Raw genomic sequence first — 13,972 nt, forward strand, 5'->3', positions numbered from 1 at the left:
GGGAATGATCAACACCGAACTTACCCGGCCGCCTAAAATTGGCTGCTGCGGGTGGGAGGTGGCCTCCACTTGCGTACTGAATCCATGACTCTCTGGTCACATCCATCGGTAAGATGATGCATCCAAATACAAAGATTCAGTCGGTCTATGGAAAGCTTAGCAGTATGAGTACTCCTGAAACCAATCCGGTCTCCACTAACGCCGAGAACGAGATTCGCGACATCGCCGAAGTGGCTGCCGTTGAAATCATCACCACCGCCGCCGTTCACCTGATGAGCGCCGCTGCCGTCAAGTGCGGTCTGGCCGCGGGCGACGACGCCGAGGAACTGAAAGACCTCGACGAAGCCCGCAAGCTTATTATTGCCTTGGCCGGCCTAGTTACCTCCGCAGCCCCGGAAATCGGCTCGCAGCACGCAGGTCCATTGCGCGACGGACTGCGTTCACTGCAGCTGGCCTTCCGTGAAGCATCGGCCTTCCCGGACGAGCCAGGCAAGGGCCCGGGCGAAAAGCTCACCGGCCCAGTGAACTAAGCGAACCAACTATCTCCACCACACCGCAGCAACATCTGAAGTACCCCTGAGAGGTTAAGCACAAACCAACCTCACAGACCACGAAACGCCAAGAGGGCCCGGTTCTTATTGAACTGGGCCCTCATTGTTTGCCCGGCCGGAGCCGAGTTGATGTATCAGTCGCCGAGAATCAGCGTGCGTGAATGAGACCGCGCGCGATGCCTACGCAACTGTTGGGCGATCAGGGCCACCACACAAATAAAGCCACCCAAGATCCCGACCACCAGGAATCCTGCGCCGGCCCCGAACCCATCCACCGTGGCACCGGTGATCGGAGATCCAAGAGCCGTACCGCTGGTCAATGCCGACCCATACCACCCCATGGCCTCGCCACGGCGCTTCTCCGCCACCAGATCCGTCAGCCATTCGGAGGCCGCAGAGAGCACCGGAGCACAGAGCAGTCCGGGCAGTACCGAAAGCAAAGCCAGTGAAATGGTGTTACTGGCAAAGGCCATGGGCACCGTCAACAACGCCATGGCCAGCAACAAGATAATGGGTGAGATGCGTCGTTGCATGCTGCCGTAGATCAGACCGCCAATCAGCGATGCGCCACACCAGAGCAGGAAGACGATGCCCAGTTGGCCTTCACTTTGTTCTTGTTCCAGCAGCGCAATGATGCCCACCTCGGTACCGGAGAGGACAAGTCCCGCCCCGGCTGCGGCGATGAATACCGCGACCACCGAGGCACTAACCCAACCGAACTTGTGGCGGAAGTCCCTGCCCCGTGCCGCGACCCGCGCACGCCTGGACTTACCACCGGCCAAAATCAGTTCACCTTCAACATCCGCTAGCCCACCGGGGCCGGCAGCGATCAGCGAGGCCTCGGCACCCAGACGTTCCTCGTGCGGGTTGGCCCTGGTCGCCACGGCTCCGGGTTGCCCGGAGCGAGTCGGAGGGTTCAACAACATCAGGCACAGACCACTCAGTGACGCGGCGATGGCCACGCCACTCATCCCCACGGTGGTATTCAGCGAGGTGGCCACGATGCCCGCGGAGGCAGGGCCGACGATGAAGACGAATTCGGTGCTCATCGCATCCAAAGCGAACGCCGAACGTCGGGTATCCCCGGTGGTCATCACGCCCAATGCCGTGCGCACCACGGAGAATACCGGCAGTGAGAACAGCCCTGCGACGAACACCAAGGGCATAATCCAGTAGAAGGAAACGTGCGGAACGATGCTCCACACCACCGCCTCAACAATGATGGATGGAATCAGTGCCCGGCGTAATCCGTAGAGGTCAACGACGTGGCCGCGCCACGGGGCACCTAGGGCGATACCAATGGTCATGACGGCCACCACTAAGCCTGCCGAGCCCCAGTCCCGATCCAGCTCATTGACCAAGTGCAGCAGTAAGAGCATGCCAACGGAGGCGTGCGGCAGCCTGGCCACCATGCCAATCAGCAGTAGCGGAGTGATGCCCGGTTGCCGCAGCAGCTGCCCATAACGTCCAAATTTCATGCCCGAGAATCACTCTCTGGTGCGGCACCGGCTGCCATGGTAACTTCCAGCGAATCAACGTTTTCGGCAAACTGCGCAATAGCGGCCAGCCGCGAGTGAACACGCCCAACACAGGCACGTGCCGTGGCCTCATCGGTACCGGGGCGGAAACCAAATTCCAGACGCAGTTCCGGGCCCGGTCCCCCACCGGGAACGCTGGTCCCTGCGGCAGTTCGGGTTCCCACCCCGCGGCCCGGCGCCATCTTGATGCTCGCCAGGGCAGGTTCGTCACTCACCTGAGTTGCCACGATGGTGGCCAGCTCCTCTTGGAGGTAGCTGGGGATCCATTCTTGTTGTTGGGCCAGGGCCCACATGGCCGGGCGGCGCAAAACAAAGGTGAAGTCGGCTCCCGGATCAAGAACCAGGAGCGCGGCGTCCTCGCTGACGGCGGAGAGGGCTGCCCGTGGCGCGTACACGGCGACCGGGCGGGCCCCGGTGTGCCACGCCTGGAGGTTCGCTACGCTGCTGAAGACCGGCAGTGCCTTGCGGCCATCCGGAGCGTTGAGCGTGATCAGGGCCATGTCGGCCTCTTTGTCTTCGGTGAAGCCGTGCTCCCCCAGACCACCCTCGGCCAATTGCGCCACGACGGCGATGTAGACGCGTGCTTGGGCCAGAGCGCTATGGACCTTCGCCTCACTGCCGGTACCGGTGACCAGCTCGCTCAGAGCTGTGTGAAGCCGATCGTCGATCAGACCGGTGTCGTTATCAAAATTGTGCAGCGGATTACCTTCACCGCTGAGGTCGCGTCCATCCCAGCTTTGACCCGCAGAGTCCAGCGGTCCACCGGCCCGTTGCAGGGCCGCGGCGATGTGTCCGGGCAGGTGCCGTTCGGCTCCGGATGATGGTGGGGAAGAAGGAGAATGCGAGCTCATATCCACATGCTATCTTGCACGCGGTCCGGGGCCGGACGGCACTAAGTGCGCCTCCGGCCCCGTAACCCGCCAACCACGCCAAGGGCTCCTGCGGAGCACCCCCGGAGGTGTGGCGAAACTCGCTTGCTGCTGGCGTTAAACCGAGCGGCGACCTGCGACGTCCAGAGCTTGCGCCATGGTGAACTTTCCTGCGTACAGGGCCTTGCCCACGATGGCACCTTCAACGCCGTTGGGGACCAGTTCGCGCAGGACTCGAAGATCCTCGAGGCTTGAGATGCCGCCGGAGGCGACGACCGGCTTGGAGGTGCGCTCGCACATCTGGGCCAGCAGTTCCACGTTGGGACCGCGCAGCGTTCCGTCCTTGGTGACATCGGTGACGACATAACGGGCGCATCCGGCATCTTCCAGGCGGGCCAGGACCTCCCAGATATCCCCGCCTTCCTTGGTCCAGCCGCGACCCGAGAGGGTGGTGCCACGTACGTCGAGTCCGACGGCGATCTTATCTCCGTGGCGGGCGATGGCGCGGGCAGTCCACTGCGGATTTTCCAAAGCGGCGGTGCCCAGATTCACTCGAGTGGCACCGAATTCCAGGGCGCGCTCCAGCGATGCATCATCACGGATGCCGCCGGAAAGTTCAACCTTGATGTTCAGTTCGCTGGCGATGCGACCCAGGATCTTGGTGTTGTCGCCACGGTCGAAGGCCGCATCGAGGTCCACCAGGTGGATCCATTCGGCTCCGGCATTCTGCCAGGCCAGGGCCGCGTCGAGCGGGTTGCCATATCCGGTTTCGGATCCGGCCTCGCCCTGGACCAGGCGTACTGCCTGTCCGTCCACCACGTCGACGGCGGGAAGCAATTCCAGGATGGGCTGTGAGTTCTCGGTCATGATCATTCCTTGGTTGTTTCTAGGACGAGGCCGCATCCGGCTGGGGATACAGCGGCTGGCCAGCAAACCGGCGGGCCGGTTGCTCCGTGGGGTTAGAGCGTGAGCCGGTAGGCGGCGAAGAGCGAGAGCCCGGCCAGCACCCAGACTGTGATGACCCACGACAGGTGGGCTCGTTGTTGACGCAGGGAGAGGGCTCCGCCGGCGAGGAGGCCAGCGGCGGCCATCAAAATAATTGACCACATGGTGTTAGAGGGTCTCCAGCCAGTTGCGCAGGAGCTTGGCTCCGGCGTCGCCGGACTTCTCCGGGTGGAATTGGAGGGCGCACAGTGGACCATTTTCCACGGCGGCAATAAACGGTCCCCCGTGCTCGGCCCAGGTGATCTGTGGTGGGATCATCTTGGGCTGGGCAACTTCGAAGTTCCATTCCTGCACGGCATAGGAGTGCACGAAGTAGAAACGTTCATCCTCGATGCCGGCGAACAGCTTGCTGCCGGCCGGCGGGGTGAGCGTGTTCCATCCCATGTGCGGCACGACCGGGGCCTTGAGCAGCGCCACGGTACCGGGCCATTCGCCGATGCCCTCGGTGCGGATCCCGTGCTCCACGCCCTCTTCGAAGAAGACCTGGTGTCCAACACAGACGCCGAGTACCGGGCGGCCGCCAGCGATGCGCCGACCGATCCAACGGATGGCGCCGACGTCTTTGAGTGCCTGCATGACGGCGGCAAAGGCGCCAACGCCTGGCACAAATAATCCGTCGCAGTTCAGGATGTCATCTGGCTTGGCCGAGAGTTTTACCTCGGCACCGGCTGCTTCCAGGGCGCGCACAGCGGAGCGGACGTTGCCGGATCCGTAGTCAAGGACGGTGACGGTCTTGGCCGCCATCTTAGAGCGCGCCCTTGGTGGAGGGAATGGCGTCGCCGATCCGCGGGTCCATTTCCACGGCTTGACGCAGGGCGCGTGCCAGCGCCTTGAACTGCGCTTCAACGATGTGGTGCGGGTCTCTGCCGGCGATCACTGTCATGTGCACGCAGATCTGGGCGTGCAGGGTCAGTGCCTCAAAAACGTGTCGCGTCAGCGATCCGGTGAAGTGCCCACCGATGAGGTGGTATTCCTGACCTGCTGGTTCCCCGGAGTGGACCAGGTAAGGCCGGCCGGAGATATCAACTACGGCGTTGGCCAGGGCTTCGTCCAGCGGGACGGTGGCTTCGCCGAAGCGGCGAATGCCTGCCTTGTTGCCCAATGCGGTGCGCAGTACCTCACCGAGGGTGATGGCCACGTCTTCGACGGTGTGGTGGACGTCAATGTGGGTGTCCCCCGTGGCGCGAACGGTGATGTCGATGAGCGAGTGCTTGGCCAGGGCCGTGAGCATGTGGTCATAGAACGGGACGCTGGTGCTGATATCCGAGCGGCCCGTGCCGTCCAGATCGATTTCGACGAGGACGGATGACTCGCTGGTGCTGCGTTCGAGGCGAGCGCGACGACCCGTGAGTTTTTCGGCAGACATGCACATTCCTTTGGATCAGGCGTTGAGAAGAGGATGTGGGGGCGGGCTGCTAGGCGGACGGGCTGAAAACGTTCTTCGCACCCGGCCGACCATGCCAACCGCCACAAGTTTAGCTTGGAGAGTTGTTTACACCCTGTGTTAACAATTCCTCGAGGCGTACCAAGAAGGCAGTGGTTTCGGCCTCGGTGCCGGCGGTGACCCGCAGGTGCCCGGGGATACCCACGTCACGGATGATGACTCCGGCTTCGAGCAGGCCTTCCCAGATGGCCTTGGTGTTCTTCACTCCGCCAAAGAAGACGAAGTTTGAATCACTTGAGGCCGGGGTGAAGCCCAGGCGGGTCAGTTCGGAAACGATGCGGTCGCGTTGCACCTTGATGGCTTCAACGTTGGCCAGCAAGGTATCGATGTGCTTTAGCGCGGCGTTGCCGGTGGCCTGGGTGACAGCAGAGAGGTGGTACGGCAGACGAACCAGGCGAATGGCATCGGAGATTTCCGGTGCCGCTGCGAGGTAGCCGATTCGGGCACCAGCCAGGGCGAAGGCCTTGGACATGGTGCGCGAGACGATGAGCCGTTCGCGTCCCGGCAGCAAGGAAAGTGCCGACGGGGTGCCGGTGTGAGCGAACTCGGCGTAGGCCTCGTCAACAATCACCACGGTGTTGCTGGCACGACCTGCCTCATATACGGCTTCGACCACGTCCAGCCCCAGTGCCGTTCCGGTGGGGTTGTTCGGTGAGCACAGCAACACGATGTTGGGTGCAGCCGCCTTCACCTGTTCGGCAGCATCGTGTGCCGAAAGGCCGTAGTCCGCCGAGCGCACGCCAGGGATGTAGGTCGTGTCGGTTCCGGAGGCCAGTAGCGGATACATCGAGTAGGTGGGAGGGAATCCCATCACCGAGCGGCCGGGGCCGCCGAATGCCTGCAGAATTTGCTGAAGCACTTCGTTGGAGCCGTTGGCTGCCCACACGTTCTCGGCAGCCAGTCCATGGCCAAGGTAGGCGGCCAGTCGTTCGCGTAATTCGGTGAATTCCCGGTCGGGGTAGCGGTTCAAGCCCACGGCGGCGGCGGATACCTCTTCGACGATGGCGCGATGCACCTCTGCGGGAAGAGGATGGGTGTTTTCGTTGACGTTCAGTTGGATGGGGACGTCAATTTGGGGTGCGCCGTATGGGGCAAGACCTTGAAGATTCTCTCGCAGGGGCAAATTTGCCAGGCGATTTAGCCGTTCATTCACGCTTCAAGTCTACGGCGGCGGTAGAGCGGGTCGAGAATCTTGCGCGGCGCCCCGGTAATAATCGGTTCGCATAGGTGCGCTGCGACACGAGCCAAGGGGCGCTCTTGCTGCGTTAGCTCCCGGTCGGAACGAAGAGTTCGGTGCCTGCCTGCAGTACCGAGCTGTTCAGGTTATTCAGGTCGCCGATCTGGCGGATCGCTTCACGCGGTTCAAGTTCCGGGGCGAATTCGCGGGCGATCCCCCACAGCGTGTCACCCTCAATGACGGTAACGGTGACCGCATCAACACCCAGCGGCACCGAGTCGGAGGCCTTTGCTGGTGAGAGGAACAGTCCCAAGAGCATCAGCACTACTGTGCTGATGATGAAGATTGGAACACCGATCAACACGAATTTTCCGCGTCGGGTCAACCGCAGGGGCGCCAGGTGCTCTTGCAGGTCGATTGGGTAGTCGTTTGCTGTTACTAGGTGGAGCTGGGCCGAGAGAGCAGTGTTTGCCATCGTCTTTGCCTTTCCTCAAGGTGCGTATGTTCGGTGGTGGAGCCGGAGCTCCTTATCGAACACGCGACGGTTATTCGAACGTGTCTATCGAACATGTGTTCGGAGTGCGTATCTTATTTCTAGCACTTTTCGACGACACCTGTCCAGATCTGTTCGAACAAATCTTTGAAAATAGTGTCTTTGTCTACTAGGATGAAGGGAGTGGAGCGATGTATTTACTACATCAGCACGCACCGACAATTTGCGGCACGCGCGGGTAACCGGCGACGATCGGGATGAGGCATTGACAATGACGACCGAACAACGAACCCCTCGACGCGACGCGAAGAGCCTGACGATCCGTCAGAAGAAGGTTCTGGAGACCATCCAGCGCTCGGTGAGCCACAACGGCTACCCGCCCTCGATGCGCGAAATCGGGGACGCAGTGGGGCTAGCCAGCCTCTCCAGCGTCACCCACCAGCTCAGCCAGCTTGAAAAGCTTGGTTACATCCGCCGCGATCCGCGTCGTCCGCGGGCCATGGAAATCTTGTTGCCGCTGCAGCTTAAGAGCGAATCCAAACTTGACGCTGTTGATGGCCAAGCGGATTTGAAGGCAGCTAACGGCATGAACGTCTCCGAGCTCACCACCTCCGCTGATACCGCCATGGTGCCGCTGGTTGGGCGCATCGCGGCAGGCGGGCCGATCCTCGCGGATCAGGCCGTGGAGGACGTTTTCGCCCTGCCACGCCAACTGGTTGGCCACGGCGAACTCTTTATGCTCAAGGTCAGCGGCGATTCCATGATCGACGCAGCCATCTGCGACGGTGACTGGGTTGTGGTCCGACGCCAGCCGACGGCCAACAACGGTGACATCGTTGCGGCCCTGCTCGAAGACGAGGCCACCGTCAAGACGTTCCGCCAACGTGACGGGCACACCTGGTTGTTGCCGCAGAACTCCCGTTACGAACCAATTCTCGGCGACACTGCCACCGTCATGGGCAAGGTCGTCTCGGTGATGCGCTCCATCTAGGGGCAATCCCACCACTCATCCTCGATATACGTCAGGGCCGGTCAATTGACCGGCCCTGACGTATATCTAGCGCTTCCCCGGGTCCCCAGTCATCACGGCTGGGGACCCGGTGCAAAGGCACTCAGTCTTCGCTGAGGCGCTCAAGTGCGGCGATAACCGTCGCCTTGTCCGGAGTTGACCACAGGGGCGGCAGCGAGGCGCGCAGGAAGGTTCCGTAGCGTTCGGTGGCAAGACGAGAATCCAACACGGCCACCACACCCTTGTCATTAATCGAACGGATCAAACGTCCCGCACCCTGGGCCAATCGGACCGCCGCGTGGCTGGCAGCCACGGCCATAAATCCGTTTCCACCATGCTTGGCAACGTCGCGGCTCCGCGCGGATGAGAGCGGATCATCCGGGCGCGGGAAAGGAATCTTGTCGATGATCACCAAACGGCAGGCATTGCCCGGGACATCAACACCCTGCCAGAGCGTCATGGTGCCGAAGAGGCAGGTGTCCTTCTCCGCGGAAAACTGATCTACCAGCGCCTTCATGCTGGACTCCCCCTGACACAGGATCGGGATGTCCATGCGGGCCCGCAAGATCTCCGCAGCGTCCTCCGCTGCGCGGCGCGAGGTGAACAGCACCAGTGCCCCACCGCCGGAGGCATTGATCAGGTCCTCAATCTCGCTCAGGGTTTCCTGAGACATCTGTCGTCCCGGCTTGGGCAGATGCTTAGCAACATACAAAATGCCCTGTTTGGGGTAGTCGAAGGGGCTGCCAACGTCTACGCCGTTCCAGGTCGGAGCGCCGTCACCCACCAGCCCTAGGGCACCGGCAACGGGCTCGAAGGCGGCACCGATGGCTAGGGTGGCGCTGGTGAGCACCACGGTGCGCCCATCAAAGAGACCTTCGCGCAGTTTGCCGGCCACCGAGAGCGGTGCAACGTTCAGGGTGGGTTGACTCGATTCGTCGGGCTGCACGTAGCCCTCCCCCGGGCTGAAGTGTCCAGGACGCGAGGCCCACACCACCTCGCGCTCCTCCGTCATTTCCAGCATCTTGGTGCATTGGTCCACCAGGTACATGACCTGGGAGCGCGCCATCTGCCGACCACCATCGGCCGGTGCATTAGCCTCCGGTTTGGAGTCCGAGAGCACCACGCGTGCCGCTTCGGCGATCTGGTTCAGCGCCGACTGCTGTTCGGGATTAAGACCGTGGGCCATCAGGCCCGTGGGGACTCCCTCGAGGGCACGCGCCAAGGCCTTGGCGCCCTGGTTCAGCGAATCAACGCTGACCGAGCAGTGCTTACGGGCCGCGGACGCCGCGCTCTGGACCATGCTCACGGATAACGGTCGGGTGACCGAGCTGGTCACCCGGTCCTGGAGCTCGTGGGCCTCATCGATGATGACGGTATCAAAGTCGGGAAGTACCGCGATACCCTCGAACGCCGAGACGGCGAGCATCGCATGGTTCGTGATGATGACATCGGCTTCAGCGGCGCGGGCTCGGGCCAACTCGCTGAAACATTCTGAGGCCATCGGGCACTTTTGAGCGCCCAGGCAATCCATGGCGCTCACCGATACCTGGCGCCACGCCTTGTCGCTGACTCCGGGAGTGATGTCATCACGATCACCTGTGTCGGTTTGTTCTGCCCATTGGCGCAGGCGCACCACTTCCTTGCCCAGGTTGGAGCCCGGACCATCACCGGGACCACCAACCACCGGGATGCCCGCATCAAGGGCAAATAGTGCACCCTCGTCGTCATCCGGGTAGCCGCCGCTGAGCTTGTACTGGCATACGTAGTTGGAGCGGCCCTTAACTAGAGCCACATCCATTTCGCGCGGTAGTTGATCTTTCAGCGAGGCCAAAAGCCGGGGCACGTCCCGGCCCACGATCTGTGCCTGTAGGGCCAGTGTTGCGGTGGAAATCACCACGGGCTTTTCCGCTTCCAGGGCGTGAGCCAACGCGGGGACCAGATACGCCATGGATTTACCCGTGCCGGTTCCTGCCTGCACCAGCAGGTGTTCTCCGCTTTCCATGGCGCGCACCACTTGGCGCGTCATTTCATGCTGGCCCGGACGGCTTTGACCGCCCATGCTGGACACTGCCTCGTCCAACAGGGCGATGACCTCTGATTCCTCAGCCATGAATACTAAATTGCTCCACTTCTGCGGCCATGCCTTCGCGGACCTTGACCATCATGCGCGTTCCCGTTTCGGTATGCTCGACGGCCAAAATTTCGGCCTCGGCGCCGTGGAGTTTATTGACCACGTCGCCTCGATCATAGGGAATCATCAATTCTAGTTGGACATTGGGTCGCGGAATTGCGGCACTGATCTTTTCCAGCAGTTCCGTAATGCCTTCACCGGTGCGCGCCGAGACGATGACGTGGTTTGGTTCGCGCTGGCGCAAGCGTTCAACAACAAAAGGATCTGCCACATCTGCCTTGTTCAGCACGATGATTTCCGGAATGTTCCGGGCATCCACATCGTTGAGCACCTCGCGCACGGCCTGAATCTGGCCCTCCGGATCCGGGTGCGCGGCGTCAACCACATGCAGGATCAGGTTGGCGTCCGCCACTTCCTCAAGGGTGGAACGGAATGCTTCAACCAACTGGGTCGGCAGTGACTTCACAAAGCCCACCGTATCCACCAGCGTGTAGTTCAGACCATCTTCGGTTTCGGTCTGACGAACCGTGGGATCCAGCGTGGCGAAGAGCGCGTTTTCCACCAGAACACCGGCGCTGGTAAGGCGATTGAGCAGCGAGGACTTGCCCGAGTTGGTGTACCCGGTGATGGCCACCGACGGCACTTCGTTGCGCTTGCGGTTAGCTCGCTTGGCTTCGCGAGCCGGGAGCATGGCCTTGATTTCCTTGCGGAGCTTGGCCATGCGGTCGCGAATGCGGCGGCGGTCCAATTCGATCTTGGTTTCACCCGGACCACGGGAACCGATGCCACCACCGGCAGCACCGACGCGTCCACCGGCCTGCCGTGACATGGAGTCACCCCAGCCACGAAGACGCGGCAACAGGTATTCGAGTTGGGCCAGTTCAACTTGGGCTCGACCTTCGCGGCTCTTGGCGTGCTGAGCAAAGATGTCCAGGATCAGTGCGGTGCGATCAATGACCTTGACCTTGACAACATCTTCAAGGGCGCGACGCTGCGAGGGGGCAAGCTCGGTGTCGATGATGACGGTGTCGGCGCCGGTGGCTTCAACAATGGCGCGAACCTCTTGGGCCTTGCCCGAGCCGAGGTAGGTGCTGGCGTCCGGCTTGGAACGGCGCTGAACCACACCATCTAGTACTTCGGAGCCCGCGGTTTCGGCCAGGGCGGCCAGCTCACGCAGAGAGTTCTCCGCGTCTTCAACGGTGCCTTCATTCCAGATACCGGCGAGGACCACGCGCTCGAGGCGCAGCTGGCGGTATTCGACCTCCGTGACGTCCTCAAGCTCGGTGGACAGGCTTGCACCGCGGCGCAGCGCCCGACGTTCGGCGAGGTCTTCTTGATCCCCATCCGTGGCCGAGTGCTCGCGGGTGAGATTGCTCAGCGCCTGGGCGCGACCGGAAACGATCCCCTCGTCTTCCGGAGCACCAAAATGCGCGGTTTTGCTCGCTGAGGCCTTGTCACTGGCAAGGATTCGTTCGATCGTGGACTGAAGCTGAGCCTCGTCCATGTCGTTATGCTGCTGGCCGGAAGGCTGTGAATTGGTCATGTTCCCCTTTGCTTGCTGTATTCCAGAATAGTGCCCCGCGCCGACAGAAGAGTGTTTGCGGGTCGAATCAATGTCATGGGCCGAATCGTGGTGTGGTCTCTGCAAGGTGTATCCCCTACTCGGATCCGGCCCTCATATGAGGGGCCGCACCCTGTGCAATGTTGTTGATCGTGCGTGTCGGGCGAGCTCGGCTTCGGTTGCTGCGCGAGCGAAGCGGCCAGAAGACAGTGAAGGCGACATGTTGTATAGCGATTCTCGGCTGAAAAATGTTCCCTTGGCTGGAACCGAAATCTAAATCTGTGGTTGATCTCGGTGCCTGGGACACGCTGGGAATGACTTATGGCGCTTTTTACTGCCACCCGGCTGCGGTCTACTTCCACCAATGAGCGCATGGCTTTGGCGGGAAGGACTACGGGTGTGTGCGAGGGCACTCAGCGTCTTACAGGTAAGTCATAGGGAAAACTCTATCACTTAATTCTCGGGGCCGCTTTGAGGCATCTCACACCCCAGATGGCACCGTTTCGGCTTCCCCAGTTTGGGTTTGGAACCCCCGGGCGGTTAACCTGCCAACATGAGCCCGGAACATTATTTCAGCCCCCAGCCCTCCACCCCAGAGAAGCGGCGCCAAATTAGCGTCCCCTTGGGTGGCACCGTGCACAGGTTAGAAACCTCCGGTGGCATCTTCAGCCCGGATCGAATCGACAAGGGAACCGCCATCCTTTTGGGTGGTGTACCCGATCCCGCAAGCAGCGGAAATCTCCTAGATCTCGGCTGCGGTTGGGGTCCCATTGCCCTGAGCATGGCCATGGCCTCGCCCGAGGCCACGGTGTACGGGGTGGACGTTAATGAACGAAGCCTCGCCCTCACTCGCGATAACGCAGCGACGATCGGCTTGAAAAACGTTGTCGTGGCGCTGCCCGAGTCCATCGACCCGGCGATGACGTACAACACCATCTGGTCCAACCCACCGATCAGGATCGGTAAGGAAGCTCTTCACGAGCTTTTGCTGCTCTGGCTCCCCCGTCTGGCCCCGGGCGGAATCGCCTGGTTGGTGGTCCAGAAGAATCTGGGCGCCGATTCCCTGCAGAAGTGGATGATCGGCGTTCTGCCCGAGGACTGGACCGTCGAGCGGGTCTCGACCGATAATGCCTTCCGCATCCTGCGAGTGGCACGCCCCGAGGCTTCCTAGCCCCCATCCGAAGATTAAGCAGTGGCCGAATTCCCTGAAGGAATTCGGCCACTGTCGTTTTTAGCTGGCGGAGATCGCACCGCGGGAGACCAGAACCGCCGGCCCACTGAGCACTACATGTTCGCGGCCGGTGGCACCTGGTGTGAATTCGATGCCCAGTTCGCCTCCTGGCACCTGAACCTTCCACTGCAATACGTCCAAGGCCTGGGCCCAGTGTCGGGTCGCCATCGCGGCGGCGCAGGCACCGGTGCCGCAGGCGAGGGTTTCACCCACACCACGTTCGTGCACACGCATGCGTAGCGATCCCACGCCCTCGACGACTACCGGGTCCGCGGCCACCACGTATTCAACGTTGGTGCCATGCGGCGGAAGCGGCAGAACCTCGGGAATGGTAAAAAGCTCCAGATTTTCCAGCTCAGTCTCATTGGCCAGGGCCACCACGGTGTGGGGGTTACCCATGGAAATGCTCAGCGCTCCACGCACCTTTTCCAGCCCAGCGGTGCTCACCCTCGAATCGAGTCCGTTTTCGGTGGCAGCCTGCTCAAAGATAAATTCCCAGGGACCCATGTCCACCGCGTAACCGTCGTTTAGCCGAGTCACAATCTTCACTCCGGCGCGCGTTCCGATGGACAGCTGGGAGCCAACAGGCAGCTCAACCAGTTTTTCGGCCAGCAGGAAGTGGACAAAAACTCGCACTCCGTTGCCGCACATTTCGGATATTGATCCGTCGCTATTGCGGTAGTCCATGAACCAGTAGGCATCAGGGCTTGATTCCAGCACCTCGCGACCCTCGGCTAGGAACTTAGAAGGTACCGCACGAATCAGTCCGTCGGCACCAATACCGCGGTGCCGATCGCACAGCGCAGCCACCTGGTGCTTATCGATGTGGTGCTGGTCCGTGGGGTCAGCCACGAGCACAAAATCGTTGCCCGTCCCGTGCCCCTTGGCATAGGGCAGGTTGCCCACGAGGGACTCGAGGGTGGGTGCTTTTGTCGTGGTGGGTTCGCTCGCGCTCATGCTTTT

At 61.5% G+C, this 13,972-nt stretch carries 14 protein-coding genes; 3 read left to right on the forward strand and 11 right to left on the reverse strand.

Features of this window, described 5'->3' with window-relative positions; all coding sequences use genetic code 11:
- Positions 1 to 164 precede the first annotated feature (164 nt).
- A complete protein-coding gene (locus HED64_RS17745) occupies positions 165 to 530 on the forward strand; it encodes a DUF1844 domain-containing protein (protein ID WP_132361378.1) in 366 nt (121 codons plus the stop codon).
- 155 nt (positions 531 to 685) lie between these two features.
- Here the strand turns inward: HED64_RS17745 and HED64_RS17750 are convergent, their stop codons facing one another.
- The 8 genes from HED64_RS17750 to HED64_RS17785 form a co-directional block, all read right to left on the reverse strand.
- Entirely contained in the window at positions 686 to 2,029 is a 1,344-nt protein-coding gene (locus HED64_RS17750; protein ID WP_168153301.1) for an MFS transporter, read from the reverse strand.
- Positions 2,026 to 2,940 carry an SseB family protein gene (locus HED64_RS17755; RefSeq protein WP_168153302.1) on the reverse strand — a complete coding sequence of 305 codons (915 nt, stop codon included), beginning with the start codon at positions 2,938 to 2,940 and terminating at the stop codon, positions 2,026 to 2,028. The genes HED64_RS17750 and HED64_RS17755 overlap by 4 nt, the downstream gene beginning before the upstream one ends.
- Positions 2,941 to 3,075: 135 nt before the next feature.
- Positions 3,076 to 3,825: a bifunctional 1-(5-phosphoribosyl)-5-((5-phosphoribosylamino)methylideneamino)imidazole-4-carboxamide isomerase/phosphoribosylanthranilate isomerase PriA gene (priA, locus tag HED64_RS17760; RefSeq protein WP_168153303.1), complete on the reverse strand. Its 750-nt coding sequence runs from the start codon at positions 3,823 to 3,825 to the stop codon at positions 3,076 to 3,078.
- Positions 3,826 to 3,917: 92 nt separating this feature from the next.
- Positions 3,918 to 4,067 carry a hypothetical protein gene (locus HED64_RS17765; protein ID WP_168153304.1) on the reverse strand — a complete coding sequence of 50 codons (150 nt, stop codon included), beginning with the start codon at positions 4,065 to 4,067 and terminating at the stop codon, positions 3,918 to 3,920.
- A 4-nt stretch (positions 4,068 to 4,071) separates the two neighbouring features.
- Positions 4,072 to 4,707, reverse strand: coding sequence for an imidazole glycerol phosphate synthase subunit HisH (gene hisH, locus HED64_RS17770; protein ID WP_132361386.1), 636 nt, complete (start codon positions 4,705 to 4,707; stop codon positions 4,072 to 4,074).
- A 1-nt stretch (position 4,708) separates the two neighbouring features.
- Complete coding sequence (gene hisB / locus HED64_RS17775; RefSeq protein ID WP_132361388.1) at positions 4,709 to 5,329, reverse strand: imidazoleglycerol-phosphate dehydratase HisB; 621 nt, start codon at positions 5,327 to 5,329, stop codon at positions 4,709 to 4,711.
- 109 nt (positions 5,330 to 5,438) lie between these two features.
- Positions 5,439 to 6,560 (reverse strand): histidinol-phosphate transaminase, encoded by a 1,122-nt coding sequence (locus HED64_RS17780; protein WP_168153305.1) that lies wholly within the window; start codon positions 6,558 to 6,560, stop codon positions 5,439 to 5,441.
- 112 nt (positions 6,561 to 6,672) lie between these two features.
- On the reverse strand, positions 6,673 to 7,059 hold the full coding sequence (locus HED64_RS17785; protein WP_168153306.1) for a LysM peptidoglycan-binding domain-containing protein: 387 nt from the start codon (positions 7,057 to 7,059) through the stop codon (positions 6,673 to 6,675).
- Between the two features lie 289 nt (positions 7,060 to 7,348).
- Between HED64_RS17785 and lexA the strand changes: the two genes are divergently transcribed.
- Entirely contained in the window at positions 7,349 to 8,068 is a 720-nt protein-coding gene (gene lexA / locus HED64_RS17790) for a transcriptional repressor LexA (protein ID WP_168153307.1), read from the forward strand.
- A 121-nt stretch (positions 8,069 to 8,189) separates the two neighbouring features.
- Here lexA and HED64_RS17795 read toward each other — a convergent pair whose 3' ends face one another.
- Positions 8,190 to 10,196 carry an ATP-dependent DNA helicase gene (locus HED64_RS17795; RefSeq protein WP_168153308.1) on the reverse strand — a complete coding sequence of 669 codons (2,007 nt, stop codon included), beginning with the start codon at positions 10,194 to 10,196 and terminating at the stop codon, positions 8,190 to 8,192.
- The gene (gene hflX / locus HED64_RS17800; RefSeq protein WP_168153309.1) at positions 10,189 to 11,760 is read right to left on the reverse strand and encodes a GTPase HflX; all 1,572 of its coding nucleotides are present in this window, start codon (positions 11,758 to 11,760) and stop codon (positions 10,189 to 10,191) included. Before hflX ends, HED64_RS17795 begins: the two co-directional genes overlap by 8 nt.
- Before the next feature lie 571 nt (positions 11,761 to 12,331).
- Between hflX and HED64_RS17805 the strand changes: the two genes are divergently transcribed.
- Positions 12,332 to 12,949 carry a class I SAM-dependent methyltransferase gene (locus HED64_RS17805; protein WP_168153310.1) on the forward strand — a complete coding sequence of 206 codons (618 nt, stop codon included), beginning with the start codon at positions 12,332 to 12,334 and terminating at the stop codon, positions 12,947 to 12,949.
- Positions 12,950 to 13,009: 60 nt separating this feature from the next.
- Here the strand turns inward: HED64_RS17805 and dapF are convergent, their stop codons facing one another.
- Positions 13,010 to 13,966: a diaminopimelate epimerase gene (dapF, locus tag HED64_RS17810; protein ID WP_168153311.1), complete on the reverse strand. Its 957-nt coding sequence runs from the start codon at positions 13,964 to 13,966 to the stop codon at positions 13,010 to 13,012.
- Positions 13,967 to 13,972: the final 6 nt, after the last annotated feature.

Origin of the sequence: Paeniglutamicibacter terrestris (genome assembly GCF_012271785.1) — a bacterium.
Lineage (GTDB): Bacteria > Actinomycetota > Actinomycetes > Actinomycetales > Micrococcaceae > Paeniglutamicibacter > Paeniglutamicibacter terrestris.

Coding starts and splice junctions, on each gene's coding strand:
- HED64_RS17745 (WP_132361378.1), top strand. CDS start 165: ATGAGTACTCCTGAAACCAATCCGGTCTCCACTAACGCCGAGAACGAG.
- HED64_RS17750 (WP_168153301.1), bottom strand. CDS start 2,029: ATGAAATTTGGACGTTATGGGCAGCTGCTGCGGCAACCGGGCATCACT.
- HED64_RS17755 (WP_168153302.1), bottom strand. CDS start 2,940: ATGAGCTCGCATTCTCCTTCTTCCCCACCATCATCCGGAGCCGAACGG.
- priA (WP_168153303.1), bottom strand. CDS start 3,825: ATGACCGAGAACTCACAGCCCATCCTGGAATTGCTTCCCGCCGTCGAC.
- HED64_RS17765 (WP_168153304.1), bottom strand. CDS start 4,067: ATGTGGTCAATTATTTTGATGGCCGCCGCTGGCCTCCTCGCCGGCGGA.
- hisH (WP_132361386.1), bottom strand. CDS start 4,707: ATGGCGGCCAAGACCGTCACCGTCCTTGACTACGGATCCGGCAACGTC.
- hisB (WP_132361388.1), bottom strand. CDS start 5,329: ATGTCTGCCGAAAAACTCACGGGTCGTCGCGCTCGCCTCGAACGCAGC.
- HED64_RS17785 (WP_168153306.1), bottom strand. CDS start 7,059: ATGGCAAACACTGCTCTCTCGGCCCAGCTCCACCTAGTAACAGCAAAC.
- lexA (WP_168153307.1), top strand. CDS start 7,349: ATGACGACCGAACAACGAACCCCTCGACGCGACGCGAAGAGCCTGACG.
- HED64_RS17795 (WP_168153308.1), bottom strand. CDS start 10,196: ATGGCTGAGGAATCAGAGGTCATCGCCCTGTTGGACGAGGCAGTGTCC.
- hflX (WP_168153309.1), bottom strand. CDS start 11,760: ATGACCAATTCACAGCCTTCCGGCCAGCAGCATAACGACATGGACGAG.
- HED64_RS17805 (WP_168153310.1), top strand. CDS start 12,332: ATGAGCCCGGAACATTATTTCAGCCCCCAGCCCTCCACCCCAGAGAAG.
- dapF (WP_168153311.1), bottom strand. CDS start 13,966: ATGAGCGCGAGCGAACCCACCACGACAAAAGCACCCACCCTCGAGTCC.